Annotated in this window: 27 protein-coding genes; 8 read left to right on the top strand and 19 right to left on the bottom strand. The window is 69.3% G+C overall.

Translation table 11 applies throughout. The features are described from left to right. Positions 1-70 precede the first annotated feature (70 nt). Genes GQR16_RS18335 through GQR16_RS18325 form a run of 3 tightly spaced genes read left to right on the top strand, consistent with a single transcriptional unit; the run spans position 71 to position 3,402 of the window. Positions 71-553, top strand: coding sequence for an Lrp/AsnC family transcriptional regulator (locus tag GQR16_RS18335; protein ID WP_157416610.1), 483 nt, complete (start codon positions 71-73; stop codon positions 551-553). Positions 554-565: 12 nt separating this feature from the next. Continuing rightward, complete coding sequence (locus GQR16_RS18330) at positions 566-1,954, top strand: aspartate aminotransferase family protein (protein ID WP_157416609.1); 1,389 nt, start codon at positions 566-568, stop codon at positions 1,952-1,954. Beyond that, positions 1,954-3,402, top strand: coding sequence for an NAD(P)/FAD-dependent oxidoreductase (locus GQR16_RS18325; protein ID WP_246200928.1), 1,449 nt, complete (start codon positions 1,954-1,956; stop codon positions 3,400-3,402). Before GQR16_RS18330 ends, GQR16_RS18325 begins: the two co-directional genes overlap by 1 nt. Before the next feature lie 7 nt (positions 3,403-3,409). Here GQR16_RS18325 and GQR16_RS18320 read toward each other — a convergent pair whose 3' ends face one another. Next, positions 3,410-4,669, bottom strand: a complete 1,260-nt coding sequence (locus GQR16_RS18320) for a DUF4192 family protein (RefSeq protein ID WP_157416608.1) — start codon at positions 4,667-4,669, stop codon at positions 3,410-3,412. 187 nt (positions 4,670-4,856) lie between these two features. On the opposite strand from GQR16_RS18320, the gene GQR16_RS19805 reads away from it, so the two are divergent. Together GQR16_RS19805 and GQR16_RS18310 are read left to right on the top strand one after the other, a co-directional pair. After that, positions 4,857-5,348, top strand: coding sequence for a methylated-DNA--[protein]-cysteine S-methyltransferase (locus GQR16_RS19805; protein WP_157416607.1), 492 nt, complete (start codon positions 4,857-4,859; stop codon positions 5,346-5,348). Positions 5,349-5,353: 5 nt separating this feature from the next. Continuing rightward, positions 5,354-5,977: a DNA-3-methyladenine glycosylase I gene (locus GQR16_RS18310; RefSeq protein ID WP_157416654.1), complete on the top strand. Its 624-nt coding sequence runs from the start codon at positions 5,354-5,356 to the stop codon at positions 5,975-5,977. A 28-nt stretch (positions 5,978-6,005) separates the two neighbouring features. Here the strand turns inward: GQR16_RS18310 and GQR16_RS18305 are convergent, their stop codons facing one another. The 15 genes from GQR16_RS18305 to GQR16_RS18235 all read right to left on the bottom strand — a co-directional run bounded on the left by GQR16_RS18305 (position 6,006) and on the right by GQR16_RS18235 (position 19,001). Continuing rightward, complete coding sequence (locus GQR16_RS18305) at positions 6,006-6,764, bottom strand: YaaA family protein (RefSeq protein WP_157416606.1); 759 nt, start codon at positions 6,762-6,764, stop codon at positions 6,006-6,008. Beyond that, positions 6,765-7,337, bottom strand: coding sequence for a P-loop nucleotide/nucleoside kinase family protein (locus tag GQR16_RS18300; protein WP_157416605.1), 573 nt, complete (start codon positions 7,335-7,337; stop codon positions 6,765-6,767). 10 nt (positions 7,338-7,347) lie between these two features. Further along, positions 7,348-7,608, bottom strand: a complete 261-nt coding sequence (locus tag GQR16_RS18295; protein ID WP_157416604.1) for a F0F1 ATP synthase subunit epsilon — start codon at positions 7,606-7,608, stop codon at positions 7,348-7,350. Between the two features lie 2 nt (positions 7,609-7,610). Further along, the gene (atpD, locus tag GQR16_RS18290) at positions 7,611-9,071 is read right to left on the bottom strand and encodes a F0F1 ATP synthase subunit beta (RefSeq protein ID WP_157416603.1); all 1,461 of its coding nucleotides are present in this window, start codon (positions 9,069-9,071) and stop codon (positions 7,611-7,613) included. A gap of 23 nt (positions 9,072-9,094) precedes the next feature. Further along, positions 9,095-9,991, bottom strand: coding sequence for a F0F1 ATP synthase subunit gamma (locus tag GQR16_RS18285; protein ID WP_157416602.1), 897 nt, complete (start codon positions 9,989-9,991; stop codon positions 9,095-9,097). 47 nt (positions 9,992-10,038) lie between these two features. Further along, on the bottom strand, positions 10,039-11,679 hold the full coding sequence (gene atpA / locus GQR16_RS18280) for a F0F1 ATP synthase subunit alpha (protein ID WP_157416601.1): 1,641 nt from the start codon (positions 11,677-11,679) through the stop codon (positions 10,039-10,041). Between the two features lie 77 nt (positions 11,680-11,756). Further along, entirely contained in the window at positions 11,757-12,554 is a 798-nt protein-coding gene (locus GQR16_RS18275; protein ID WP_157416600.1) for a F0F1 ATP synthase subunit delta, read from the bottom strand. A gap of 3 nt (positions 12,555-12,557) precedes the next feature. Further along, the gene (locus GQR16_RS18270; RefSeq protein WP_157416599.1) at positions 12,558-13,124 is read right to left on the bottom strand and encodes a F0F1 ATP synthase subunit B; all 567 of its coding nucleotides are present in this window, start codon (positions 13,122-13,124) and stop codon (positions 12,558-12,560) included. A gap of 28 nt (positions 13,125-13,152) precedes the next feature. Then, positions 13,153-13,386 carry an ATP synthase F0 subunit C gene (gene atpE / locus GQR16_RS18265; RefSeq protein ID WP_022888426.1) on the bottom strand — a complete coding sequence of 78 codons (234 nt, stop codon included), beginning with the start codon at positions 13,384-13,386 and terminating at the stop codon, positions 13,153-13,155. A gap of 45 nt (positions 13,387-13,431) precedes the next feature. Continuing rightward, entirely contained in the window at positions 13,432-14,211 is a 780-nt protein-coding gene (atpB, locus tag GQR16_RS18260) for a F0F1 ATP synthase subunit A (RefSeq protein ID WP_246200927.1), read from the bottom strand. 213 nt (positions 14,212-14,424) lie between these two features. Further along, the gene (locus GQR16_RS18255) at positions 14,425-14,895 is read right to left on the bottom strand and encodes a Cg1360 family ATP-synthase-associated protein (protein ID WP_157416598.1); all 471 of its coding nucleotides are present in this window, start codon (positions 14,893-14,895) and stop codon (positions 14,425-14,427) included. 111 nt (positions 14,896-15,006) lie between these two features. Next, positions 15,007-16,305, bottom strand: coding sequence for an MraY family glycosyltransferase (locus GQR16_RS18250; protein ID WP_157416597.1), 1,299 nt, complete (start codon positions 16,303-16,305; stop codon positions 15,007-15,009). Continuing rightward, positions 16,302-17,111 carry an L-threonylcarbamoyladenylate synthase gene (locus tag GQR16_RS18245; protein WP_157416596.1) on the bottom strand — a complete coding sequence of 270 codons (810 nt, stop codon included), beginning with the start codon at positions 17,109-17,111 and terminating at the stop codon, positions 16,302-16,304. Before GQR16_RS18245 ends, GQR16_RS18250 begins: the two co-directional genes overlap by 4 nt. Positions 17,112-17,235: 124 nt before the next feature. Beyond that, complete coding sequence (locus tag GQR16_RS18240) at positions 17,236-18,057, bottom strand: ABC transporter permease (RefSeq protein WP_157416595.1); 822 nt, start codon at positions 18,055-18,057, stop codon at positions 17,236-17,238. 5 nt (positions 18,058-18,062) lie between these two features. Further along, positions 18,063-19,001 carry an ATP-binding cassette domain-containing protein gene (locus GQR16_RS18235; protein WP_157416594.1) on the bottom strand — a complete coding sequence of 313 codons (939 nt, stop codon included), beginning with the start codon at positions 18,999-19,001 and terminating at the stop codon, positions 18,063-18,065. Between the two features lie 140 nt (positions 19,002-19,141). On the opposite strand from GQR16_RS18235, the gene GQR16_RS18230 reads away from it, so the two are divergent. Further along, on the top strand, positions 19,142-20,131 hold the full coding sequence (locus GQR16_RS18230) for a TetR/AcrR family transcriptional regulator (RefSeq protein ID WP_157416593.1): 990 nt from the start codon (positions 19,142-19,144) through the stop codon (positions 20,129-20,131). 129 nt (positions 20,132-20,260) lie between these two features. Here the strand turns inward: GQR16_RS18230 and prmC are convergent, their stop codons facing one another. Continuing rightward, entirely contained in the window at positions 20,261-21,145 is an 885-nt protein-coding gene (gene prmC, locus GQR16_RS18225; RefSeq protein ID WP_425482628.1) for a peptide chain release factor N(5)-glutamine methyltransferase, read from the bottom strand. Positions 21,146-21,238: 93 nt separating this feature from the next. Between prmC and cysK the strand changes: the two genes are divergently transcribed. Next, positions 21,239-22,174: a cysteine synthase A gene (gene cysK, locus GQR16_RS18220; protein ID WP_157416592.1), complete on the top strand. Its 936-nt coding sequence runs from the start codon at positions 21,239-21,241 to the stop codon at positions 22,172-22,174. A gap of 4 nt (positions 22,175-22,178) precedes the next feature. Further along, entirely contained in the window at positions 22,179-22,757 is a 579-nt protein-coding gene (gene epsC / locus GQR16_RS18215) for a serine O-acetyltransferase EpsC (RefSeq protein WP_157416591.1), read from the top strand. A gap of 104 nt (positions 22,758-22,861) precedes the next feature. Here epsC and prfA read toward each other — a convergent pair whose 3' ends face one another. Then, positions 22,862-23,938 (bottom strand): peptide chain release factor 1, encoded by a 1,077-nt coding sequence (prfA, locus tag GQR16_RS18210; protein ID WP_157416590.1) that lies wholly within the window; start codon positions 23,936-23,938, stop codon positions 22,862-22,864. A gap of 7 nt (positions 23,939-23,945) precedes the next feature. Then, a partial coding sequence (gene rho, locus GQR16_RS18205) for a transcription termination factor Rho (RefSeq protein WP_170298567.1) occupies positions 23,946-25,616 on the bottom strand: 1,671 nt, incomplete at its 5' end.

Below are 25,616 nucleotides of genomic sequence, written 5' to 3'. Positions count from 1 at the left end.
TCGTTGCGTATCGAATGGATTTCAACGGAATCCCTTGCCGAAGGCGTTCCGCGCTGACACAATCGGTCGCATGACGAACACGGCACGAACGGCTGCGACGCGGCCCGTGCATCTCGACGACGTCTCCAAGGCGATCATCGAACAGCTCCAGGCCGACGGACGCCGCTCCTACGCCGACATCGGCAAGGCCGTCGGATTGTCGGAGGCCGCCGTGCGCCAGCGCGTGCAGCGCCTCACCGAATCCGGTGTGATGCAGATCGTGGCGGTGACCGATCCGATGCAGCTCGGGTTCACCCGCCAGGCGATGATCGGCATCCGGGCATCGGGCGACACCAGGGAGCTGGCGGCGAGCCTCGCCGAACTGGCGGAGATCGACTACGTCGTGCTCACCGCCGGCAGCTTCGACGTGCTGGCCGAGGTGGTCTGCGAGAACGACGACGAGCTCATCACGTTGCTCAACTCGCGCATCCGGAACCTGCCAGGAGTGCGTTCGACCGAGACGTTCGTCTACCTCAAACTCCAGAAGCAGTTCTACAACTGGGGCACTCGCTAGAAGGGATCGACCATGACCGATCGGGTACGGGACAACGCCACGCTGCAGCAGATGGCGAACGACCACCTCTGGATGCACTTCGCCAGGCAGTCGACGCTGCACTCCTCCGGGGTGCCGATCATCACGCGCGGCGAGGGCCACCACGTGTTCGACATCGAGGGCCGCAAGTACTTCGACGGCCTCGCCGGCCTGTTCACGGTGAACGCCGGACACGGGCGCAGGCGCCTCGCCGAGGTCGCCGCCCGTCAGGCCGAGGAACTCGCATTCTTCCCGATCTGGTCGTACGCGCACCCCGCCGCCATCGAGCTCGCCGACCGTCTCGCGACCAATGCACCGGGCGACCTGAACCGCGTGTTCTTCTCGACCGGCGGCGGCGAGGCGGTCGAGACCGCCTTCAAGCTCGCCAAGTACTACTGGAAGCTGCAGGGCCGACCCACCAAGCACAAGGTCATCTCCCGCTCGGTCGCCTACCACGGCACCCCGCAGGGCGCACTGGCCATCACGGGCATCCCGGCCATCAAGGAGATGTTCGAGCCGGTCACCCCCGGCGGCTTCCGCGTGCCGAACACGAACTTCTACCGTGCGGCCGAGATGGGCGCCCCCGCCGAGGACCTCGAGGCCTTCGGCATCTGGGCGGCGAACCGCATCGAGGAGCAGATCCTCTTCGAGGGCCCCGAGACCGTCGCCGCGGTCTTCCTCGAGCCCGTGCAGAACTCGGGCGGCTGCTTCCCGCCTCCCCCCGGCTACTTCCAGCGGGTGCGTGAGATCTGCGACCAGTACGACGTGCTGCTCGTCTCCGACGAGGTCATCTGCGCCTTCGGCCGCATCGGCCACATGTTCGCGTGCGACGCGTACGGCTACGTTCCCGACATGATCACGTGCGCCAAGGCCATGACCTCGGGCTACGCCCCGATCGGCGCGACGATCATCTCCGAGAAGCTGTACGAGCCCTTCTCCACCGGCGAGACGTCGTTCTACCACGGCTACACGTTCGGCGGTCACCCGGTCTCCGCGGCCGTCGCGCTCGAGAACCTCGACATCTTCGAGGAGGAGGGCCTGAACGAGCGCGTTCGCGAGAACTCGCCGCTCTTCCGCGCCGAGCTCGAGAAGCTGCTCGACCTGCCCATCGTCGGCGACGTGCGCGGCGACGGGTACTTCTTCGGCATCGAGCTGGTCAAGGACAAGGGCACCAAGGAGACCTTCAACGACGACGAGGCCGAGCGACTGCTCCGCGGCTTCCTCTCGAAGGCGCTCTTCGACGCCGGCCTGTACTGCCGCGCCGACGACCGTGGCGACCCCGTCATCCAGCTCGCGCCGCCGCTCACCATCGGCCCGGCCGAGTTCCAGGAGATCGAGCAGATCCTCCGCGGGGTGCTGACCGAAGCCGCAACGAAGATCTGATGCCGCGACCCATGCATGCCGCCACGGACTCGTCCGTGGCGGCATACCGGTCGACGGGCTTCTGGTTCGACTCGCTCGTCGAGGCCGGACTCGACGATCTCCGCCCCCGGCCCGCGCTCACCTCCGACGCCCGTTTCGACGTGTGCCTCATCGGCGGCGGGCTCACCGCACTCTGGACGGCGCACTCGCTGCTCGCCCAGGACCCGACGCTCCGCATCGCGATCCTCGAACGCGAGATCGCCGGGTACGGCGCGTCCGGACGCAACGGCGGCTGGTGCTCCGCGTTGTTCCCGCGCACGGCCGGAGCGATCGAGCGCCACGACGGGCTCGAGGCTGCGGTCGCGATGCGACGCGCGATGCTCGACACCGTCGCCGAGGTCGGCGCGGTCACGCGACGGGAGGAGATCGACTGCGACTTCGTGCAGGGCGGCACCCTCGTCTTCGCACGTGATGCCGTGCAGCAGCGGGCCGCCGCCGCCGACGTCGCCGAGGCCGCGCAGTACGGGGTCGACCGCACCGCACTCCTCGACGAGCACGAGGTCGCATCGCGCTTCGGCGTGACCGGCATCGGCGAGACCCGACCGACGGCGACGTTCGACCCCGACTGCGCCCGAGTGCATCCCGGCAAGCTCGTGCGCGGACTCGCGCGCGTCGTCGAGGCATCCGGCGTCTCGATCTTCGAACGCACCGAGGTGCTCGACTGGGCCGCGGGCCGGGTGCGCTTCCGCGCCGTCGACAGCGGTTTCGAGGGCACCGTCTCCGCCCGGCGCGTGATCGTCGCGCTCGAGGGGTTCGGCTCGCAGCTGCCGCGCGTCCGGCGTCGCATCCTGCCGCTGTATTCGCTCATGATCGCGACCGAACCGCTCTCCGACGAGGTGTGGAACGAGATCGGCATCGAGCACGGGCAGACCTTCAGCGACTACCGGCACCTGCTGATCTACGGGCAGCGCACGGCCGACAACCGGTTCGCGTTCGGCGGCCGTGGAGCCAACTACCACTGGGGCAGCGCGGTCGATCCGTCGTTCGAGCGCGTCGACAGCGTGTTCGAGCATCTGCACCGCACGCTGAAGTCCCTGTTCCCCGCGGTCGGCGACGCCGCGGTCACCCATCGCTGGGGCGGGCCGCTCGGCGTCGCGCGCGACTGGAACGCGACGGCGAGCTACAACCCCCGCACCGGCGTCGGGTTCGCCGGGGGCTACGTCGGCGACGGGCTGTCGACCACGAACCTGGCGGGCCGCACGCTCGCCGATCTCGTGTTCGAGCGCGACACCGAGCTGACCCGGCTGCCGTGGGCGAACCACCGCTCGCCCCTCTGGGAGCCCGAGCCGTTGCGATTCGTCGGCGCGAACCTCGGCGTGATCGGCATGCAGGTCGCCGACCTCGAGGAGCGGGCGACGGGCCGCCCCTCGCTCGTCGCCAAGGCCGTCGGCCGCCTCACTGGCCACTGACGACCGGCTACAGGCCGCTGACGGCTCCGTGGTGTTCGTCCGTCCGGTCCGGGCGGACGAACACCCATTCGGGCAGAGCTCCGGATCCGATGTACTCGGCGAGCAGGCTCGACATCGAGTGCCCCGGCTCGCATGTGAGCGCGGAGTCGAGGAACGCGCCCGCGTCCGATCCGCGCCCCTGAGTCCAGGCGAGCCAGCCCGCGATGCAGAGGGATCCGCTGCGTTCGGCCGCCGGAGCATGCGCGATGGCGTCGCGCAGTGCCGCGAGGCCGCGTTCGACGCGCGCCGGATCGGGCCGCAGCATCGAACGGCCCATGATGAGCCGAGCGAGCACGTCGTCGACGCCCTCGTGCTCGGCGTCGTCGAAGGCTTCGGCACGCCTCGCCCTCCGGGTCTTGCCGGCCCGCCCGGTCTGCCCGACCTGCCGGCCCCCGCCCCCGGCCTGCCGGCCCCCGTCCTCCGCCTCGTCCTCGACGTCGCCGGTGTCGCCCGGCACGTGCGAGACCTCGTGCGCGAGTTCGCCGACCATGCGCCCGAACGCGATCTGCAGCATCATGGCGTCGCGGAAGGGAGGCCGCGAGGCGAGGTGCAGGAACCATGCGAGTCGCCGCGCGTCGACCGGCCGCCGTCGTGCTCTGCCGACGAGCGTCTCGACGAGCTCCACGGGATCGGCGTCGCGCCCGAGCCCCGACATGGCGCTCTCGATGCTCGGCAGGTCGCGGAACTCCTCCAGCGCCCTCGCGACCGCCTCAACACGGTCGGCACTCGCCGACGGCAGCATCGCGCCGCCACCGGCGCCCGTCGGGATGCGGTCCCGATGGGGCACGTCGCCGAGCGCAGCGCTCGACTCGACCATGGCCAGCGGACGCCCCGTGGCGGGCGCGTCCTGGTCGAGCAGGGAACTCCATCCGTCGGAGGCCTGACAGAGCGCGTCACGCACGAGGAACCCGGCCTGCCCGGCGCGATCGGCGACGAGTTCGAGGAGCGCTCGCTGCGGCATCCCACCACCGTCGGCGAATCGGTCGTCTGTGTAGACCACCGGAACGATCGCATCGACCTCGGCGATACGGCAGATGGTTCCGATCACCGCGGAGACCAGTCGGTCGTGCTCGGCTTCGGTCGCGGGCAGGTCGTGCCGGAGCACGCCGACCGATCGGTTGCCGGCGAAGACGATGCAGAGGAGCGATCGCTCGGGCAGGAACCCGGCCAGAGCGGGGACGAGGGCGAGGAAGTCGTGCGCCGAGGCGGCGCGGATGATGGCGGTCATGCGGCGAGCATCGAGCACCGGAACGGCACGGTGTCGACGACGACGCCGCTCACGAGTCTGCTGCGAAGAGACGCAGCATGTTGAGGAGCACTGGTCCTCCCGTCCTCCACAGCTCGGTGAACGCGACCCGTTCCGCCATGTCCGATTCCCGCGAGTCGATGTCGGATGCCGCGGCTACGCTCGGAACATGACCGATCAGTTCCTTGCACGGCTCGACAGCCCCATCGGGCGACTCGAGCTCCTCGCAGACGACGACGCCGTCACCTCGCTCTCCATCGAACGCGACGGTGCGCTCCCCCACGACGCCGAGCCCGAACACCGCAACGCCGTGCTCGACGCCGCCCTCACGCAGCTCCGCGAGTACTTCGCGGGCGAGCGCACCGACTTCGACGTGCCGGTGCGGCTGCACGGCACGGCCTTCCAGCTCGCAGTATGGAACCGGCTCCAGCAGTTGCAGTGGGGCGACGCCACGTCGTACGGCGCCTTGGCCGCCGCCGTCGGCAAGCCCGGGTCCGCGCGAGCGATCGGCGGTGCCGTCGGGGCGAACCCCGTGCCGATCCTCGTCGGCTGTCACCGGGTGCTCGCGTCCGACGGCCGCATCACCGGGTACTCGGCGGGCGAGGGCGTGCCGACCAAGCTCTGGCTCCTCGGCCACGAGCACATCGGCTTCGCCGCGTGAGCGTCATCCCCCGACCGGAGCTCGTCCAGGGCGACGACGGCCTCGTTCGATGCGGGTGGAGCGGCACCGATCCCGAGTACCGCCGGTATCACGACGACGAGTGGGGCACGCAGCAGCACGACCCCGTGCGCCTGTTCGAGAAGGTCTGCCTCGAGGGGTTCCAGGCCGGACTCTCGTGGATCACGATCCTGCGCCGTCGCCCGGCGTTCCGCGAGGTGTTCCACGACTTCGACGTCGAACAGGTCGCCGCGATGGGCGAACCCGATGTCCAGCGCCTCCTCGGCGACGAGCGCATCATCCGGCACCGCGGCAAGATCGAGGCCACGATCCAGAACGCTCGTGCGACGCTCGAGCTCGACCAGCCGATCGATCAGCTCATCTGGCGATTCGCGCCGCCCTCACGCGCTTCGGCACCGTCCACGTTCGCCGAGGTCCCAGCGGTGACGCCGGAGTCGACGGCGCTCAGCAAGGAGCTGCGCGCGCGAGGGTTCCGCTTCGTCGGTCCCACGACGATGTATGCGCTGATGCAGGCGGCCGGGCTCGTCGACGACCACCTGGGAGGGTGCTTCCGATCGCCGAGCGCGACGGGCCCCGACGACGGGCACGACGCCGCACGGCTCCGAGGGTGACGCGGGCGCACGACCCCGTCGGCCGGGCTCAGGCGACGAGATCCAATTCCACCTGAGCACCCGCGGGCGCGGCACCGAGGGCCATGCGGAAGCCTTCGGCTCCCGCCCACTGCACGAGATCGTCCGTCGACTCGAGCTGCGGTCGAGTCTCCAGCAGACGCCGCGTGAACCTGCCCTTGGCCTGCTTGTTGAAGTGGTTGAGCGCACGCTTGCGTCCACCGTCGTCGATCGCGACGACCCGCACGAAGACGCTGCCGTCACGGACGGGTGCCGGCCCGAGCTCCGCGTAGGCCTCCGAGCGGAGATCCACGACGAGGCCCTCGTGCGACGCGATGCGCTGCGCGATCGAATCGCGCCAGAAGCGCTTGAGCGCCACGCCCGGAATCCGGGAGTCGTGCGAGAGACGATACGCCGGAATCGGATCCAGGGCGCCGACCAGCCCGAAGAGCGCCGAGTGCACGAAGACCGTGTCGGCGGCGAACGCACGCGCACTCGAGTCGAGCGTCTCGGCGTCGAGCGCGTCGAAGAGCACGCCCGTGAACCGGTCGAGTGCCGGCATCGTGGCAGATGTCCACAGCGCGCGATTGTGCCCGATCTCCCCGATGAGACGTGGGCCGAGCTTCAACGCACGCATGGCGGCGTCGTCATCGGCGCTCAACGCGACGAGGCGCTCGGCGAGCTCGGTGCGCAACGGCGCGAGATCGGCGAAGGAGAGCGTCGACATGTCGAGCGGCGCACCGGCGCCACCCGCGCGCTTCGTCTCAGAAGGCGGCAGGAGGAACAGCATCTACGAGGCGAGGAACGCGAGCGTCGCGTCGACGTTGGCGCCGAGGGACTCGATGCTGTCGATCGTCACGCGCGGGAGCGCCGACGACGGACCAGTCCAGGCGGCGTATCCCTCGAGGCTCTGCTCGACGGCGCGCCACGTGGTCTCTTCGAGATGCGGCAGGTTTCGCTCGCGCTTGACGAGCCGCGAACGATGGAGCTCCTCGTCGGAGCAGACCACCTCGACGACGCGAAGCCGCACCTCGGTGCGCACGGCGAGGTCGCGCCACTGCAGACGAGCCGCCTCGGCGGCGTTCACGGCATCGACGATGACCGTGCGGCCCGAGGAGAGCTCCTTCTCGGCGATCTCCTCGGCCACGAGGTAGGCCGCGAGCCCGGTGGGCTCGTCGGCGTCGATCCCAGCCCGCAGAATCGCGGACTCGATCGGGTCGACCGATACGACGGTCGCCCCGAGCCGGGCGCCGACGATCTCAGCGATCGTCGACTTCCCGGCTCCGGGCAGACCCGCCATGACGACGAGTTGCGTGATCGAAAGTTCACCGAACTGCCGATCCAGCGGCTGCTCCCCCGGCATCCGCTCGACCTCAGGCCAGTTCGGCGCGCGAGGCGACGATCTGCACTGCGTTGGACTGCACCGACAGGAAGCCGTCTTCGGCGTTGGCGGTGATCTTCTCACCATCGGGCAGGGACACCCTGACCTCGCCTGCCGCCAAGACCGCGAGCATCGGCTCGTGGCCCGGCAGGATGCCGATCTGGCCCTCGACGGTGCGAGCGACCACCATGGACGCCTCGCCCGACCAGATCTCCCGGTCGGCCGAGACGACGCTCACCTTGAGTGCGGCCATGTTCAGCCGTTCTCCTTCTGGATGCGGGCCCAGTTCTCTTCGACGTCGGTGATCGGGCCGACGTTGAAGAACGCCTGCTCTGCGACGTGGTCGAAGTCGCCTCGGGCGATCGCGTCGAACGACTCGATCGTGTCCTTGAGCGGAACCGTCGAACCCTCGACACCCGTGAACTTCTTGGCCATGTAGGTGTTCTGCGAGAGGAACTGCTGGATACGGCGTGCGCGCGACACCGTGATCTTGTCCTCCTCGGAGAGCTCGTCGACACCGAGGATGGCGATGATCTCCTGGAGTTCCTTGTTCTTCTGCAGGATCTGCTTGACCGTGGTCGCGACGCGGTAGTGGTCGGCGCCCAGGTAACGGGGGTCCATGATGCGCGACGTCGAGGTCAGCGGGTCGATGGCCGGGTAGAGACCCTTCGACGCGATCTCACGCGAGAGCTCGGTCGTCGCGTCGAGGTGCGCGAACGTGGTCGCGGGAGCCGGGTCGGTGTAGTCGTCGGCCGGCACGTAGATCGCCTGCAGCGAGGTGATCGAGTGACCACGCGTCGAGGTGATGCGCTCCTGCAGGATGCCCATCTCGTCGGCGAGGTTCGGCTGGTAGCCCACAGCGGACGGCATGCGGCCGAGCAACGTGGAGACCTCGGAACCGGCCTGCGTGAAGCGGAAGATGTTGTCGATGAAGAGCAGCACGTCCTGCTTCTGCACGTCGCGGAAGTACTCCGCCATCGTCAGCGCGGAGAGGGCGACGCGAAGACGCGTTCCCGGCGGCTCGTCCATCTGGCCGAAGACGAGGGCGGTCTTGTCGAAGACGCCCGCCTCTTCCATCTCGTGGATGAGGTCGTTGCCCTCACGGGTGCGCTCGCCGACACCGGCGAACACCGACACACCACCGTGGTCCTGCGCGACGCGCTGGATCATCTCCTGGATGAGGACGGTCTTGCCGACACCGGCACCGCCGAAGAGGCCGATCTTTCCACCCTGCACGTACGGGGTCAGGAGGTCGATCGACTTGATGCCGGTCTCGAAGAGCTGCGTCTTCGACTCGAGCTGGTCGAATGCCGGGGGCTTGCGGTGGATCGGCCAGCGCTCGGTGATCTCGATCTGCTCGCCGGGCTCGCCGTTCAGCACCTCGCCGATGACGTTGAAGACCTTGCCCTTGGTGACGTCGCCGACGGGCACCGAGATGGCCTCGCCGGTGTCGGTGACCTCCTGGCCGCGTACGAGGCCGTCGGTCGGCTTCAGTGCGATGGCGCGGACGAGGTCGTCGCCGAGGTGCTGTGCGACCTCGAGCGTCAGGACCGTGCTCTGGTCACCGATCGTGACGGTGGTCTTCAGCGCGTTGTAGATCTCGGGGATCGAGTCGTGCGGGAACTCGATGTCGACGACGGGGCCGGTGACGCGTGCGATGCGCCCGACGGCGCCGGCGGCACGCTCGGCGACCGGCGCGGTTGCGGTGTCAGTCATTCTGCTCTCTCTTTTCTGAGTTGCTACTTGGCGGCGACGAGCGCGTCGGCGCCGCCCACGATCTCGGAGATCTGCTGCGTGATCTCGGCCTGGCGTGCGTTGTTCGCAAGGCGGGTGTAGTCGGTGATGAGCTTGTCGGCATTGTCGCTCGCCGACTTCATCGCCTTCTGGGTCGCCGCGTGCTTGGCCGCGGACGACTGCAGCAGCGCGTTGAAGATGCGGCTCTCGATGTAGACCGGAAGCAGGGAGTCGAGCACCGTCTCGGCGTCGGGTTCGAACTCGTACAGCGGCTCGATCTGCGCGTTCGCCTCGGCGACGCCCTCGACCACCTCGAGCGGCAGGAGCCGCACGACCGAGGGGGTCTGGGTCATCATGCTGACGAACCGGTTGTACACCACGAAGATCTCGTCGACGCCGCCGTCGGAGGCATCGCGGAGGAACGCCTCGAGCACCGCGTCGGAGATCTCCTTGGCGAGGTCGAAGTCGGGGTTCTCCGAGCTGCCCACCCACTGCTGCTCGAACTCGCGACGACGGAACGCGAAGTATCCGACCGCCTTGCGCCCGACGAGGAAGTAGCTGACTTCCTTGCCCTCCGAGCGGAGCAGCTCGCTGAGCTGCTCCGCTTCGCGGAGCACCTGCGAGTTGAACGCACCGGCGAGGCCGCGGTCCGACGTGAGGATCACGACGGCCGCGCGCTCGATGCGCTCGGGCTCGGTGGTCAGCACGTGGTCGACGTTCGAGTGCGTCGCGACCGCCGAGACGGCACGCGTGATGGCTCGCGAATACGGCGACGACGCGGCCACACGAGCCTGCGCCTTCTGGATGCGCGAGGCGGCGATGAGCTCCATCGCCTTCGTGATCTTCTTCGTCGTCTGGGCAGACTTGATCTTCTGCCGGTAGACCCGAAGTTGCGCTCCCATGTCTCTCCTGTAGTCCTAGAGTCGATCGATCAGTCGTGTCGAGGCGCTCAGCGCTTCGACTTGACGACCTGCTCCTGGTTGACGGATTCGGCGTCGATCGGCTCGAACTGCTCCGAGCCGACGGATGCGAGCGGCTTGCCCTCGCCCGTCTGGAACTCGAGCTTGAACTTGTCGACCGACGACTCGAGGGTCGCCACGGTCTCGTCGGAGAGCACGTTCGTCTCACGGAGGTCGGTCAGCACCGAGGTGTTGCGACCGAGGAAGTCGAGCAGCTCGCGCTCGAAGCGCAGGATGTCTTCGACGGGGACCTCGTCGAGCTTGCCGTTCGTACCGGCCCATATCGAGACGACCTGCTCCTCGACGGGGTACGGCGAGTACTGAGGCTGCTTGAGCAGCTCGGTGAGGCGGGCGCCACGGGCGAGCTGACGACGGCTGGCCGCGTCGAGGTCGGATGCGAACATCGCGAACGCCTCGAGCGAGCGGTACTGGGCGAGCTCGAGCTTCAGCGTGCCCGAGACCTTCTTGATCGACTTGACCTGCGCGTCGCCACCGACACGCGAGACCGAGATGCCGACGTCGACAGCGGGACGCTGGTTGGCGTTGAACAGGTCGGACTGGAGGAAGATCTGGCCGTCGGTGATCGAGATCACGTTGGTCGGGATGTACGCCGAGACGTCGTTCGCCTTGGTCTCGATGATCGGGAGACCCGTCATCGAGCCGGCGCCGAGCTCGTCGGACAGCTTCGCGCAACGCTCGAGCAGACGCGAGTGCAGGTAGAAGACGTCACCGGGGTACGCCTCGCGTCCCGGCGGACGACGGAGGAGGAGCGACACGGCACGGTAGGCCTCGGCCTGCTTCGACAGGTCGTCGAAGATGATGAGGACGTGCTTGGAGTCGTACATCCAGTGCTGGCCGATGGCCGAACCGGTGTAGGGAGCGAGGTACTTGAAGCCTGCGGGGTCGGAGGCCGGAGCCGCGACGATCGTGGTGTACTCCATCGCACCGGCGTCTTCGAGCGCGCCCTTCACCGAAGCGATGGTCGAGCCCTTCTGGCCGATCGCGACGTAGATGCAGCGAACCTGCTTGTTGACGTCGCCGGACTCCCAGTTGGCCTTCTGGTTGATGATCGTGTCGATCGCGATGGCCGTCTTGCCGGTCTGGCGGTCGCCGATGATCAGCTGACGCTGGCCGCGGCCGACGGGGATCATGGCGTCGATCGCCTTGATGCCGGTCTGGAGCGGCTCGTGGACCGACTTGCGCTGCATGACACCGGGAGCCTGGAGCTCGAGGGCGCGGCGGCCCTCGAGGCCCGTGATCTCGCCGAGACCGTCGATCGGGTTGCCGAGCGGGTCGACGACACGGCCGAGGTAGCCCTCGCCGACGGGGACCGAGAGGACCTCGCCCGTGCGGGTCACCTCCATGCCCGCTTCGATGCCGGTGAACTCACCGAGGACGACGACGCCGATCACGTCTTCCTCGAGGTTCAGCGCGAGACCCAGCGTGCCGTCCGCGAAGCGGATGAGCTCGTTGGCCATGACCGAGGGCAGTCCCTCGACGTGCGCGATGCCGTCGGCGGCATCGGTGACGTATCCGACCTCGGTCTTCTGCGCCGTGCCCGGCTCGTAGGCCGCGGCGAACTCCGTGAGAGCCGTGCGGATCTCATCGGGGCTGATGGAGAGTTCTGCCATTGTCTTTTCCTTTTCTGTACCGGTTGTACAGCTACTGGTGTGTCACGGCGCGGGACGCCGGTCGGTGTCGTCCGGCGTCAGCCGGCAAGCTTCTGCCTCAGCGAGCTGAGGCGAGAGGCGACGCTGCCGTCGATGACGTCGTCGCCGATCTGCACGCGGACCCCGCCGAGCACGGCAGGATCGACGATGGTGTCGAATCGGATGCGGCGACCCGCCTTGATGGCGAGTCCCTGCTCGAGTCGCGCCAGCTGAGCGGGGCTCAGCGTCACTGCGGTCGTGACCGTCGCGACTTCGAATCCGCGCTGGTCGGCGATCACGCCGGCGGCGGCGCGAAGCATCGCACCGATGCGGCGACCGCGCGGCGAGAGCACCAGGTGGCGAACGACGACGAGCGTGGCCGGGTCGGCCTTGCCCGAGCCGAGCAGACGCTCGACCAGACGTGCCTTGGCGTCGTTCGCGCCGAGCTTGGAACCGAGCGAGAGCTCGAGTTCCGCGTCGGAGGCGACCGCGCGTTCGAACGTGAACAGCTCGTCGTCGAGGTCGACGCCTTCGCCCGCGGCATCGGCCGCGACCCGGAGGCCCAGCTCCTCGACGCCGTCGAGGAAGTCGGCCTGGTTCGACCACCGCTGCGAAGCCGCGGAGGTGAGCAGCGTCACCGCGCCGGGCACGATGCGACCGCCGAACACGCTGGAGACCAGCGCGCTCTTCTGGGCGTCATCGGCTTCGGTGTCGGTGAGCGCGGTGCGCAGGTGACCGGAACCGGCGATGAGTCGAACCGCGGCGAGGAGGTCCTCGGCGACCGACAGGTCGGCCCGGCCCGACGACGCGAGCCCGGCTCGCGAGGCGGCCAGGGCCTCTCTCGTAGCGCTACCCATGGGTTACTTCGTCTCCCCTGCGGCGGCCGTCTCGGACGCCTCGAGGTCGGCGAGGAACCGGTCGACCACGGCCTGGGCCTTCTGGTCGTCGGTCAGCGACTCGCCGATGACGCCGGATGCAAGGTCGATCGCGATGGTGCCGACCTCGGAGCGGAGCGAGACGAGCGCGGACTGGCGCTCCGCCTCGATCTGCGCCTGTGCGCTCGCGGTGACGCGAGCCGCCTCGGACACCGCGGTGTCCTTGGCTTCGGCGACGATCTTCTTGCCGTCTTCACGAGCGGTCTCGCGGATCTGACCGGCCTCGGCGCGCGCGTCGGCGAGCTGGGCGGTGTACTCCTCGAGGGCGGCCTCGGCCTTGCGCTGGGCCTCGTCGGCCTTCGCGATGTTGCCTTCGATCGCCTCGCCGCGCTCATCGAGCATCGTCTGGACGCGCGGGAGCACGTACTTCCAGAAGAAGATCAGGATGATGACGAAGCAGACCGACGACCAGAGGATGTCGTACACCTCGGGAATGACCGGGCTGTGGGTCTCGCCACCCTCGGTTGCAGCGCTCAGTACTGCATGGAGCACGTTGGCCTCCTCAGTTGCGGCGGGTGGATCAGACGAAGATGAAGTAGGTCGCGATACCGATGAAGGCGAGCGCCTCGGTGAAGGCGATACCGATCCACATCAGGACCTGGAGGCGGCCGGCCAGCTCGGGCTGACGAGCGACGCCCTCGATGGTCTTGCCGACGACGATGCCCACGCCGATGGCCGGGCCGATGGCTGCGAGGCCGTAGCCGACCGTCGCGATGTTGCCGTTGATCTCAGCGAGAACGGTGGTTGCGTCCACGTTGGGTTTCCTTTCCTAGGGATGTTTCTGGGCGGGTGCCCGGGCTCAGTGCTCTTCGGCGACCGCGAGCTGGATGTAGACCGCGGTGAGAAGGGTGAAGACGTATGCCTGCAGGAAGGCGACGAGGATCTCGAACAGCGTGAACGCGAACCCGAAGGCCAGCGTTCCGGCGCCGACGAGGGTCCACCAACCGCCGAGGGAGAAGACGAAGAACTGCGTGGCTGCGAAGAAGAGCACGAGCAGGAGGTGACCGACGATCATGTTCATCATGAGTCGAAGGGTCAGCGTGACCGGACGGATCACGAAGGTCGAGAGGAGCTCGATCGGCGTGACGATGATGTACACCGGCCACGGAACACCCGAGGGGAAGAGGGAGTTCTTGAAGAAGTTCTCGGGGCTCTTCTTGACACCCGCGTAGATGAACGTCACGTAGGACACGATCGCGAGGACCAGCGGCACGCCGATGACGGAGGTGCCGGCGATGTTCAGGAACGGGATGACACCCGTGATGTTCATGAACAGGATCATGAAGAACATCGTCGTGAGGATCGGCAGGAATCGCTTGCCGTCCTTCTTGCCGAGGAGGTCCTCGGCGACGTTGACCCGCACCAGGTCGAGACCCATCTCGAGCAGGCTCTGGAATCGACCGGGCACGACGCGCAGGTGGCGCGTGCCGAGCCAGAAGACCAGGAGCAATGCGACGACCGCGATGAAGCGGACGAGCATGATGCGGTTGATCTCGAAGTTGGTGCCTTCGAAGAAAAGTGCTCCAGGGAAGAATTCGTCGATCGACGGCCCGTGGAATTCACCATCGTTGGTTGACATCGGAACCAGAAGGTTCAGAGCGTTAGCTAGCAGCGCTATCTCCTGTTTCGGGGCGTGGAGCTCGGCTCTCGCGACGACGAACATCGGAACGGTCTCACGCACATGCCGAAGCAGGCGTTTACCGGGGGGATCCCCATTACTCTAGCAAGAGTTCGGGCATCGGACGAATCGCCGGACGTGTCTCAGCCGACATTTTCGACAACGCGTCGAAAATCAGTCCTCTCGAGGTGCCGGCGGCAGCTCGACATCGCTGACATGCGGCATCCGGGACTTCGTGATGACGACCACGTCGACGACGAGCGAGGCCAGCACGCCGGCCACGAGGCTGAGGAAGAGCACGGTCGTGTCGAGCCATGCCGCATCGCGCAACAGCACGACGAGCACGATGAAGACGATGAACTTCACGATCCATCCGCCGAGCACGATGCCGAAGAACGCCCCCACGAAGAGGTCGCTCGAGGCGAAGCGGTTCGCGATGAGGATGGTCGCGGCGGTGATGCCCATGAACACGACCGCCATGGCCGTGCCGATCAGCGCGCCGATGAGCCCCTCGGCCCCCGCGAAGACGAAGCCCAGCACCCCGCTCACGAGGAGCAGCGCCGCAGCGACGATGCCGCCCCAGACGAGCGCCTGGCGCAGGACGGGGTTCGAGGTGGGCGTGTTGTCAGGTCGTGCGTCGTTCATCAGGCTCCAGTCGTGGGTCGCCCGATTGTACCGATGCGGCCTGAGCCGAATCTGCCGACGACGACACCGACGACGCCCGCAACCGCGACTGCGACTGCGACTGCGACGTGCCTACGGGGCGGGCGGCGCCTGCGGGGCCGCGGGCGCCTGCGGGGCCGCGGGCGCCTGCGCCGCGGCATCCGTCGCCTGAGCGTCGACGATCGGGACGGCACCGGTCTCGAGCTCGTCGAGATGCGGCGCCACGGGCGCGGCGCTCGTCGCCTCGGCGGCGACGGTCAGCCGCTTGCGCCGGCCGAGCGGCGCGAGGGTGACGATCGCGCAGGCCACGAAGCCGACGCCGAGCAGCAGGAACGCCCAGCGTGCGCTGATGCCCATGTACACCGGGAAGACATACGTGAGGAGGCATCCGATGGAGGCGACCGCGGTCCAGCCGTAGAAGATGAGCACGGCGTTCAGGTGCGAGTGCCCCATGTCGAGCAGGCGGTGGTGCAGATGCTTGCGGTCGGCCGCGAACGGCGACTTGCCCGCGCGCAGGCGGCGCACGACCGCGAGGCCGAAGTCGAGCAGCGGGATGAGCAGCACCACGACCGGCAGGATGATCGGGATGAAGGCCGCGAAGAGCTGGTTGAATCCGACGCCCGCGGGGTTCAGCTGCCCGGTCACCGCGATCGCCGACGTCGCCATGAGCAGTCCGACGAGCAGCGCGCCCGCGTCGCCCATGAACAGCTTGGCCGGGCGCCAGTTGAGCGGCAGGAAGCCCGCGCAGGCGCCCACCAGGATGATGGCGATCATCGACGCGAGGTTGAAGTAGTTCGTCGGCGACGTCTGCTGCACCAGCAGGTAGGTGTAGACGAAGAACACGCCGTTCGAGATGAGCGAGACGCCCGCGACGAGGCCGTCGAGGCCGTCGATGAAGTTCACGGCGTTCATGACGAGCACGATCACGAAGACCGTGAGGGTCGCGAACATCCACGAGGAGCCGACGAGGATGCCGCCGATGGGCAGCGAGACGATCGACACGCCCTGCCAGGCGATGAGGCCCGCGGCGATGAACTGGCCCGCGAGCTTGGTGGTCCAGTCGAGGTCCCAGATGTCGTCGGCCACGCCGATGAGCACGATGAGCAGCGCCGCACCGAGGATCGAGAGCACCTGCGTCGGGTCCTGGAAGATGATCGCGACGTTGGCGAACCGCGTCGGGCCGAGGCTCGACACGAACCAGGCCGCGCCGAACGCGACGAGGATGCCGACGAACATCGCGATGCCGCCGAGGCGCGGCGTCGGCCGCGTGTGCACGTCGCGCTCGCGGATCTTCGGGTAGAGCCGGTACTTCAGGCTCAGCTTCCAGACGACGTACGACCCGACCAGGGTCACGAGCGCGGCGATGATCGCGAGCGCGAGGAACAGGGTCATGAGGCGGCGGCACCGGTCTCGTGGTCGGATGCCGCGGGCACGTCAGCGGCGGCGGCATCGGTCGCCGCCGCGTCGGCGCCGGAGGCATCGGCCGCGGGCACGACCGGCTCCGCCGCGGGGGCGAGGAGCTGCTCGCCGACGACCGCGGCGATGCGCTCGCGGGAGATGACGCCCGCGCGCACGATGCGGATCGTGCCGCTGCCGCCGGTGAGCCCGGTGGCGTCGATGATCGTCGACGAGGTGTCGCCGGGGCGTTCGCCGATCGCGTCGTAGTCGACCCCGGCGGCGCCGCCGTCGAGGTAGACGGCGACGGACTCGCCGAGCATGGCCTCGGCCTCGGCCGCGGTCGTCGCCGCGGGCTCACCGCTGAGGTTCGCCGACGAGACCGCGAGCGGGCCGGTCTCGGAGAGCAGTTCGAGCGCGAAGCGGTTGTCGGGCATGCGCAGGGCGACCGTGCCGCGGGTCTCGCCGAGGTCCCAGGTGAGCGACGGCTGCGCGTGCAGGATCACGGTGAGCCCGCCGGGCCAGAACTCGGCCACGAGGTCGCGCACGGGCTCGGGCACCTCGCGGGCGAGCGCGTCGAGCGTGGGGATGCCCGGGATGAGCACGGGCGGCGGCGACGTGCGCTCGCGGCCCTTGGCATCGAGCAGTCGCGTGACGGCGGCCGGGTCGAACGCGTCGGCGGCGAGGCCGTAGACGGTGTCGGTGGGGATCACGACGAGCTGGCCGCGGCCGATCGCTCCGCGCGCGAGGCGCATGCCCGTGAGCAGCTGGGATTCGACCGAACAGTCGTAGATGGCAGTCATGACGCGGTCGATTCTAGACCAGCCGGCCCCGTGGTCTCGGGCCCGCGCACCGGGCGGACGGCGGATGCCGCGTGCCTGGCCGGGCACGCGGCATCCGCCGTTCGGATCTTCGCTCGGGCGCGGGTCAGCGCCGACCGGCCTTGCGTGCGAACAGCCACGCGCCCCAGACCGCCGCGACGACGATGATCGCGACGCACCAGCCCACCGCCCACCAGCCCTCGTCGCCGAGCGGGGCGTCGGAGAGCAGCGCCCTGATGGTCTCGATCACCGGGGTGATGGGCTGATGCTCGGCGATCGGCTGAAGCCACTCGGGCATCGTCGCCACAGGTACGAACGCGCTCGAGATGTAGGGCAGGAAGAGCAGGATGAAGCCGTAGCCGCTCGCCGCCTCCGGCGTGCCCGCGGCGAGGCCGATCGCCGCGAACAGGTAGGTGATCGCGAGGATGTAGAGCGCGACGAGGCCGAAGACCGCGACCCACTCGAGCGGCGTCGCCGACGGGCGGAACCCGACGATCAGGCCGACGCAGATCACGACCGCGGTCGCGACGAGGTTGCGCACGAGGCTCGCGACGACGTGCCCGGTGAGCACCGCGCCGCTCCGGATCGGCATCGTGCGGAAGCGGTCGATCACGCCCGTGGTCATGTCGCGAGACACCGAGACGGCGGTCGACGACGCGCCGAAGCCGGCGCAGAGCAGGATGATGCCGGGCACGACGTAGTCGACGTAGCCGCCGGAGGGGTCGATCGCGTTGCCGAAGATCCACGTGAACATCAGCATGAGCATCACCGGCAGCATGACGGCCATGAGCATGGACTCGACATCGCGCACCGAGTGGCGGAAGCTGCGCCCGATGAACACGGACTCGGCCGTGAGCGCCCCGATGCGCGGGCGTTCGCCGATCAGCGTGGCGGCGCTCGGCCCAGCGGGGTGGGTGACGGTGGTCATGCTGCTCACTTCGCTTCCTGCAGTTCGGGGGCGGATGTCTCATGGGCGGTCGACTCGGGGCCGGATACCGCGTCGCGGCCGGTGATCGACAGGAACACGTCGTCGAGGCTCGGCCGCCGGATCGCGACCGTCGCACCGACCGCCGCGGCCCCCGGCAGCAGGTCGATCCGCTCGACCGCCGCGCGGAGCCCGTGCACGGTGCCGTCGGTCGGCAGCTCGGCGAGCACCGCGCCGGACTCGTCGCGGAGTTCGACGACCTCTCCCCCGATGCGCGCCTTGAGCTCGTCGGCCGTGCCCTCGGCGGCGATGCGCCCGTGGTCGAGCACTGCGATGCGGTCGGCCAGGCGGTCGGCCTCCTCGAGGTACTGCGTCGTGAGGAACACCGTGGCGCCGTCGGCGGCGAGCGAGCGGATGACGGCCCAGAGCTCTTGGCGGCTGCGGGTGTCGAGTCCGGTCGTCGGCTCGTCGAGGAAGATCACGGGCACGGCGACGACCAGGCTGAGCGCGAGGTCGAGGCGCCGCCGCATGCCGCCCGAGTAGGTGCCGACGCGGCGGCCCGCGGCATCCGTCAGGTCGAAGCGCTCGAGGAGCTCGGCGGCCCGGTCCCGTGCGTCGCGGACCGGGAGGCCCGAGAGCCGCCCGAGCATGACGAGGTTCTCGGTGCCCGTGAGCACCTCGTGGACCGCGGCGGACTGGCCGGTGAGGCTGATTCGGCGCCGCACCTCGTCGGGCCGGGCGAGCACGTCGTGCCCGGCGACCGACACCGTGCCCTCGTCGGGCCGCACGAGCGTGGTCAGGATGTTGACGGTGGTCGTCTTGCCAGCACCGTTCGGGCCGAGCAGCGCGAAGACCGTGCCGGCGGGCACGGCGAGGTCGAGCCCCGCGAGCACGTCGGTGCGGCCGAAGCGCTTGCGGAGCCTGTGGGCTTCGATGGCGAGTGGCATGGTTCCTCCGATCGGTCTGGCCTGCACCTCCGCGGGCTTCGATCGCCTCTGCGTGCGGTGCAAACTGTTTATGTCATCTACAGTTGTATAAGTAATACACAGTTCTAGACTGTCGTCAACACCGAGACGAACGGATGTCCATGAACGAGCAGCGGCCCGACCCCGAACTCCCCCGCGGCGTCGCCCTCGCCTGGGGCGTCGCCGCGCACCCGCAGCGCGGCCCGAAGCGCGAGCTCTCGATCGAGCGCATCGTCGAAGTCGCCATCGAGATCGCGGATGCCGAGGGCCTCGCCGCCGTCTCGATGAGCCGCGTCGCCTCGACGCTCGGATTCACGACCATGTCGCTCTACCGATACGTCACGAGCAAGGACGACCTGATCCTGCTCATGCAGGAGGCCGCGAGCGACCTGCCCGTGCCCGATGCGAGCCTCGAACACGGCTGGCGCGACGGCATCACCGCCTGGGTGCTCGGCATCAGGGCGGGCTACCGGGAGCACCCCTGGCTCGTCGACATCCCGGTCTCCGGTGCCCCGATCACGCCGAACGCGCTCATGATCGTCGACTGGTTCTTGCGCGAGGTGCGCGACCTGCCGCTGAGCGACGGCGAGAAGATGTCGAGCCTGCTCATGTTCACCAGCTACGCGCGCGCGACGAGCGCACAGGACCGGGACATCGCGCGGGCCGCGGCGGCGACGGACCCCGCGGAGGTGACCGGCGAGCGCTACCTCGCGACGCTCACCGAGTTCGTCACGCCCGAACGGTTCCCGTACCTGGCGCCGCTGTTCCTGGGCGGCGGCTACGTCGAGGAGGGCGCGGCCGACACCCCGCCCGGGCCGAACACCGCCGACGACTTCGTGTTCGGCCTCCAGCGCATGCTCGACGGCATCCAGACCTATGTCGAGCAGCACGCCGACGGCGCACCGGTGGCGCCGACCGCCCTGCCGCCGACGCTCGACCCGCCGCGCGACAAGGCGGTCCGCGAGGCGGCCAGGCTGCGACGCGAGGCCGAGCGGGCGCTGCGGGAAGCCCGGAAGCGGGAGCGCGAGGCGGTCAAGGGCGCCCGCGAGCGAGCCGAACGCGACCGGGAACGCGCCGAACGAGAGCAGGAATGCGCGCAGCGCAAGGGCTGAGTCGAGCGGATGCCGCGGGCCGGCCTCAGCGGGTCGTGGCGCGTCTCAGCCGCCTGCGGTGGCGCCCAGCGGGTCGCGGCGCTGCGTGCGGCGCGCGTCACCGGGTCGGCGCGTCAGCGCGTCGGCGCGTCAGCGCGTCGCGGTCGTCGCTCGATCGCGCCCGGTCAGGTCGCGGTGGTGGGAGATCGCGCGCCAGCCGTCGGCGCGCAGCAGTTCCGCGATCGCCGCCGACTGCGTCTCGAAGTGCTCGAACACGAGCGTGCCGCCGGGGTGCAGGAGCGCGAACGCCCGCACCGACAGCGCCCGGATCACGTCGAGCCCGTCTGCGCCGCCGTAGAGCGCGACATCCGGATCGTGCACGAGCACCTCGACGTCGCGCGGAAGCTCGGCCGACGGGACGTACGGCGGATTCGACACGACGACCGAGACGAGCCCGTCGAGCTCGGGCAGCGCGTCGGCCAGGTCGCCGATCACGAGCCCGACGTCGACGCCGGCCTCGGCGATGTTGCGTGCGGCCCAGGCCGCGGCCTCGGGCGAGAGCTCCACCGCGTGGACGCGAGCATGCGGCACCTCGGTCGCGAGCGCGAGCGCGAGCGCCCCGCTGCCCGTGCCGAGATCGACGGCGATCGGCGCCTCCGCGGGGACCGCCCGCAACGCGTCGATCGCGAGCTGGGCGACCGTCTCGGTCTCGGGCCTCGGCACCAGGACCCCCGGGCCGACGAGCAGGTCGAGGCTGCGGAACGGCGCCCGCCCCGTGATGTGCTGCAACGGCTCGCGCTCGGCGCGGCGCTCGACGAGCACCTGGAGCGCGGCGGCATCCGCCTCGCCGAGTTCGCCGCCCATGATGAGGCGGGCCTGCACGCCGCCGCGCGAGAGGTCGAGCACGTGGCCCATGAGCAGCTCGGCGTCGACCTCGGCGTCGGGCACGCCGGCCGCGCTCAGGCGCGCGACGATCGCCTCGCGCACCGCCCTGACCGAACGATCGTCGGCGGGCCCCGGCATCCGTGCATCCATGAAATGGAATGTAATGCACGTGACCGTGAGGAACCCCCGGCCTAGGCTTGGCGACGGCGTTCGCTGCCGCACCCACACCCGAGAGGAAGCCCCATGGCCCAGATCTTCGACAACATCACCGAGGCCTTCGGTCGCACGCCGCTCGTTCGCCTGAACCGCGTCACCGAGGGTGCGGGCGCCACCGTGCTCGGCAAGCTCGAGTTCTACAACCCCTCCGCGAGCGTCAAGGACCGCCTCGGCATCGCCATCGTCGACGCCGCAGAGGCCTCCGGCGAGCTCGCCCCCGGCGGCACCATCGTCGAGGGCACCAGCGGCAACACCGGCATCGCCCTCGCCATGGTCGGCGCGGCGCGCGGCTACAACGTCATCCTCGCGATGCCCGAGACCATGTCGGCCGAGCGCAAGGCGCTCCTCAAGGCCTACGGTGCGCAGCTCGTGCTCACGCCCGGCTCCGAGGGCATGAAGGGCGCCGTCGCCCGCGCCGAGCAGATCGTCGCCGAGACCCCCGGCGCCGTGCTCGCGAAGCAGTTCGCCAACCAGGCCAACGTCGAGATCCACCGCCGCACCACGGCGGAGGAGATCTGGGCCGACACCGACGGCGGCGTCGACATCTTCATCTCGGGCATCGGCACGGGCGGCACCATCTCGGGCGTCGGCCAGGTCCTCAAAGAGCGCAAGCCCGAGGTCCAGATCATCGGCGTCGAGCCCGAGGAGTCCCCCATCCTCAACGGCGGCGCACCCGGCCCGCACAAGATCCAGGGCATCGGCGCGAACTTCGTTCCCGACATCCTCGACCGCGAGGTCTACGACGAGATCTTCGACGTCAACATCACCCAGGCCGTCGCCACCGCGCGCCGCCTCGGCACCGAAGAGGGCATCCTCGGCGGCATCTCGTCGGGCGCCACCGTGTACGCCGCGCTCGAGATCGCGAAGCGCCCCGAGAACGCCGGCAAGACCATCGTCGTGATCCTCGCCAGCTACGGTGAGCGCTACCTGTCCACGGTGCTGTACGAAGGTCTGCTTGACTGACCGGGTGAGCTTCTTCTCCCGACTGAAGGAAGACCTCGCGACCGCTCGTGCGCACGACCCCGCCGCACGCAGCGATCTCGAGGTCTTCCTCGTGTACTCCGGCCTGCACGCGGTGTGGGCCTCCCGTCTGACCCACCGGCTGTGGGTCTCCGGCCTGCGGTTCCCCGCCCGCGTGGTCTCCCAGCTCGCGCGGTTCCTCACCGGCATCGAGATCCACCCGGGCGCGACCATCGGGCGGCGCTTCTTCATCGACCACGGCATGGGCGTCGTGATCGGCGAGACCGCAGTGATCGGCGACGACTGCATGCTTTACCACGGCGTCACACTCGGCGGAAAGGCGCCGCGCAACACGCCGCCGGGCACCAAGCGGCACCCCACCCTCGGCGAAGGCGTCACGATCGGCGCCGGCGCGAAGGTGCTCGGCGACATCACGATCGGCGAGTGGAGTGCCGTTGGCGCGAACGCGGTCGTCACGCGCAGCGCTCCCCCGCACTCGCTGCTCGTCGGCGTGCCCGCCACGGCCCGACCGCTCAGCGCCGCCGCCGCAGACTCGTCGCGCGGCGTGCACGACTGGCACATCTGACGCAGGCCGAACGGGCCGAGCACGACGAAGGGGCGGATGCCGCGGCATCCGCCCCTTCGTGTTCTCACCGCTCGTGCGGCGAGACGGGTCTCATCGGTTCGGGATCAGCTGTCGCCGAGGCCGGCGAGCTGCGCCTCTTCATCGGCCTGGATGGCCGACTCGATGATCGGCTCGAGCGCGCCGTTCATGACCTGGTCGAGGTTGTACGCCTTGTAGCCGGTGCGGTGATCGGCGATGCGGTTCTCGGGGAAGTTGTACGTGCGGATGCGCTCCGAACGGTCCATCGAGCGGATCTGCGACTTGCGGGCATCGGATGCCGCGGCGTCGAGCTCCTCCTGCTGGCGCGCGAGGATGCGGGCGCGGAGCACGCGCATGGCGGCCTCGCGGTTCTGCAGCTGCGACTTCTCGTTCTGCATCGACACCACGATGCCCGTAGGCAGGTGGGTGATGCGCACGGCCGAGTCGGTCGTGTTCACCGACTGTCCGCCGGGGCCCGACGAGCGGTACACGTCGATCTTGAGGTCGTTCTGGTTGATCTCGACCTCTTCGGGCTCGTCGACCTCGGGGAAGACGAGCACGCCGGTGGTCGACGTGTGGATGCGGCCCTGCGTCTCGGTGACGGGCACGCGCTGCACGCGGTGCACGCCGCCCTCGTACTTCAGGTGCGCCCAGACGCCCTGCGACGGATCGGTCGCGTTCGACTTGATCGCGACCTGCACGTCTTTGTAGCCGCCCAGGTCGGACTCGTTCTGGTCGAGGAGCTCGACCTTCCAGCCCTTCGACTGCGCGTACTGCATGTACATGCGAAGGAGGTCGCCCGCGAAGAGCGCGCTCTCGGCGCCGCCCTCACCGCCCTTGATCTCCATGATCACGTCGCGGCCGTCGTCGGGGTCGCGCGGGATCAGGAGTCGCCGGAGCTTCTCCTGAGCCTGCGCGAGACCCTCTTCGAGCGCGGGGACCTCTTCGGCGAACGCGTCGTCTTCCTTCGCGAGCTCACGCGCGGCGGCGAGGTCGTCCTGCGCCTGATGCCACGCGGAGTTCGCGGCCACGATGCGGCTGAGCTCGGCGTAGCGCCGGTTCACCCTTTTCGCGCGCGCGGCGTCGGCATGCAGCGCCGGGTCGGCGAGTGCCTCCTGGAGCTCGCCGTGCTCGACGAGCAGGCTGTTGACGGATTCGAACACGGATGCCTCAGCGGTGGTCGTGCTCGTTCGCGTGCGAAGCGCCGTGGCCGTTCGCACCGACCGGCATCGACTTCTGCATGAGCATCAGGAACTCGACGTTCGACTGGGTCTCCTTGAGGCGACCCAGCACGGCCTCGAGCGCCGGCTGCTGGTCGAGCCCGGCGAGGGCGCGACGCAGCTTCCAGGTGATCTTGACCTCGTCGGGGCTCAGCAGCATCTCTTCGCGACGCGTCGACGAAGCGTTGACGTCGACCGCCGGGAAGATGCGCTTGTCGGCGAGCTGGCGGCTCAGGCGCAGTTCGCTGTTGCCGGTGCCCTTGAACTCCTCGAAGATGACCTCGTCCATCTTGGAGCCGGTCTCGACGAGCGCGGTCGCGAGGATCGTGAGCGATCCGCCGTTCTCGATGTTGCGCGCAGCACCGAAGAAGCGCTTCGGCGGGTAGAGCGCCGAGGCGTCGACACCGCCCGAGAGGATGCGGCCCGAGGTGGGCGCAGCCAGGTTGTAGGCGCGACCGAGGCGCGTGATCGAGTCGAGCAGCACGACGACGTCGTGGCCGAGCTCGACGAGTCGCTTGGCACGCTCGATGGCGAGCTCGGCGACCGTCGTGTGGTCTTCGGCCGGACGGTCGAAGGTCGAGGCGATGACCTCGCCCTTCACCGTGCGCTGCATGTCGGTGACCTCTTCGGGGCGCTCGTCGACCAGCACGACCATGAGGTGGACCTCGGGGTTGTTGATCGAGATGGCGTTCGCGATCTGCTGCAGCACGATCGTCTTGCCCGCCTTCGGGGGCGCGACGATGAGGCCGCGCTGGCCCTTGCCGATGGGCGCGACGAGGTCGATGATGCGCTGGGTGAGCTTGGTGGGCTCGGTCTCGAGGCGCAGGCGCTCCTGCGGGTAGAGCGGCGTGAGCTTCTGGAACTCGACGCGCGCGCCCGACTCCTCGATGGTCTGGCCGTTGACCGAGTCGACCTTGACGAGGGCGTTGTACTTCTGGCGGCTGTTCGACTCGCCGTCGCGGGGCTGCTTGATGGAGCCGACGACCGCGTCGCCCTTGCGCAGGTTGTACTTCTTGACCTGGCCGAGCGAGACGTAGACGTCGCTCGGGCCGGGCAGGTAGCCCGTCGTGCGCACGAAGGCGTAGTTGTCGAGCACGTCGAGGATGCCCGCGATGGGGATCAGCACGTCGTCGTCGAGCACCTCGGGCTCGAGCTCGTCGCCACCGGCCTGGCCGCGACGCTTGCGATCGCGGTAGCGGTTGCGGCGGCCGCCGTCGGCGTCGAGCACCTCGGCGTTGCCGCCGCGGTTCTGCTGGCCCTGCTGGCGGTTCTCGCCCTGCTTGGTCTCGGTGTCGGCGCCCTGGCGCTCGCGCGGCTGGCGGCCGCCCTGCTCGTCGGCCTTGCGCGGCTCGGCGTTGCCGCCCTGACCGCCCTGACCGTTGCCGTTCTGGGCGTTCTGCCCGTTCTGGCGGCCCTGGCCCTGCGCGTCGGCGCCCTTCTGCGCGTCGTCGCCCGTGCGCTCGGCGCGCTCGCGCTCTCCGCCACGGCGGCCGCGGTTGCGGCTGCGACCCTGGCGGGGCTGCTCCGCGGCCTGCTCGCCCTCGGCGTCGGCCTGGGGTGCGCGGCCGGCCTCGCCGGTCGCCGCCGCGAGCTCCTCGCGCACGGCGGCACGAGCGGCCTC

The sequence above is a fragment of the Agromyces allii genome, assembly GCF_009749385.1.
Taxonomy (GTDB): Bacteria; Actinomycetota; Actinomycetes; order Actinomycetales; family Microbacteriaceae; genus Agromyces; species Agromyces allii.
This window is presented reverse-complemented; position numbering and strand designations above follow the sequence as displayed.

Coding starts and splice junctions, on each gene's coding strand:
- GQR16_RS18335 (WP_157416610.1), top strand. CDS start 71: ATGACGAACACGGCACGAACGGCTGCGACGCGGCCCGTGCATCTCGAC.
- GQR16_RS18330 (WP_157416609.1), top strand. CDS start 566: ATGACCGATCGGGTACGGGACAACGCCACGCTGCAGCAGATGGCGAAC.
- GQR16_RS18325 (WP_246200928.1), top strand. CDS start 1,954: ATGCCGCGACCCATGCATGCCGCCACGGACTCGTCCGTGGCGGCATAC.
- GQR16_RS18320 (WP_157416608.1), bottom strand. CDS start 4,669: ATGACCGCCATCATCCGCGCCGCCTCGGCGCACGACTTCCTCGCCCTC.
- GQR16_RS19805 (WP_157416607.1), top strand. CDS start 4,857: ATGACCGATCAGTTCCTTGCACGGCTCGACAGCCCCATCGGGCGACTC.
- GQR16_RS18305 (WP_157416606.1), bottom strand. CDS start 6,764: ATGCTGTTCCTCCTGCCGCCTTCTGAGACGAAGCGCGCGGGTGGCGCC.
- GQR16_RS18300 (WP_157416605.1), bottom strand. CDS start 7,337: ATGCCGGGGGAGCAGCCGCTGGATCGGCAGTTCGGTGAACTTTCGATC.
- GQR16_RS18295 (WP_157416604.1), bottom strand. CDS start 7,608: ATGGCCGCACTCAAGGTGAGCGTCGTCTCGGCCGACCGGGAGATCTGG.
- atpD (WP_157416603.1), bottom strand. CDS start 9,071: ATGACTGACACCGCAACCGCGCCGGTCGCCGAGCGTGCCGCCGGCGCC.
- GQR16_RS18285 (WP_157416602.1), bottom strand. CDS start 9,991: ATGGGAGCGCAACTTCGGGTCTACCGGCAGAAGATCAAGTCTGCCCAG.
- atpA (WP_157416601.1), bottom strand. CDS start 11,679: ATGGCAGAACTCTCCATCAGCCCCGATGAGATCCGCACGGCTCTCACG.
- GQR16_RS18275 (WP_157416600.1), bottom strand. CDS start 12,554: ATGGGTAGCGCTACGAGAGAGGCCCTGGCCGCCTCGCGAGCCGGGCTC.
- atpB (WP_246200927.1), bottom strand. CDS start 14,211: ATGTCAACCAACGATGGTGAATTCCACGGGCCGTCGATCGACGAATTC.
- GQR16_RS18255 (WP_157416598.1), bottom strand. CDS start 14,895: ATGAACGACGCACGACCTGACAACACGCCCACCTCGAACCCCGTCCTG.
- GQR16_RS18250 (WP_157416597.1), bottom strand. CDS start 16,305: ATGACCCTGTTCCTCGCGCTCGCGATCATCGCCGCGCTCGTGACCCTG.
- GQR16_RS18245 (WP_157416596.1), bottom strand. CDS start 17,111: ATGACTGCCATCTACGACTGTTCGGTCGAATCCCAGCTGCTCACGGGC.
- GQR16_RS18240 (WP_157416595.1), bottom strand. CDS start 18,057: ATGACCACCGTCACCCACCCCGCTGGGCCGAGCGCCGCCACGCTGATC.
- GQR16_RS18235 (WP_157416594.1), bottom strand. CDS start 19,001: ATGCCACTCGCCATCGAAGCCCACAGGCTCCGCAAGCGCTTCGGCCGC.
- GQR16_RS18230 (WP_157416593.1), top strand. CDS start 19,142: ATGAACGAGCAGCGGCCCGACCCCGAACTCCCCCGCGGCGTCGCCCTC.
- prmC (WP_425482628.1), bottom strand. CDS start 21,145: ATGGATGCACGGATGCCGGGGCCCGCCGACGATCGTTCGGTCAGGGCG.
- cysK (WP_157416592.1), top strand. CDS start 21,239: ATGGCCCAGATCTTCGACAACATCACCGAGGCCTTCGGTCGCACGCCG.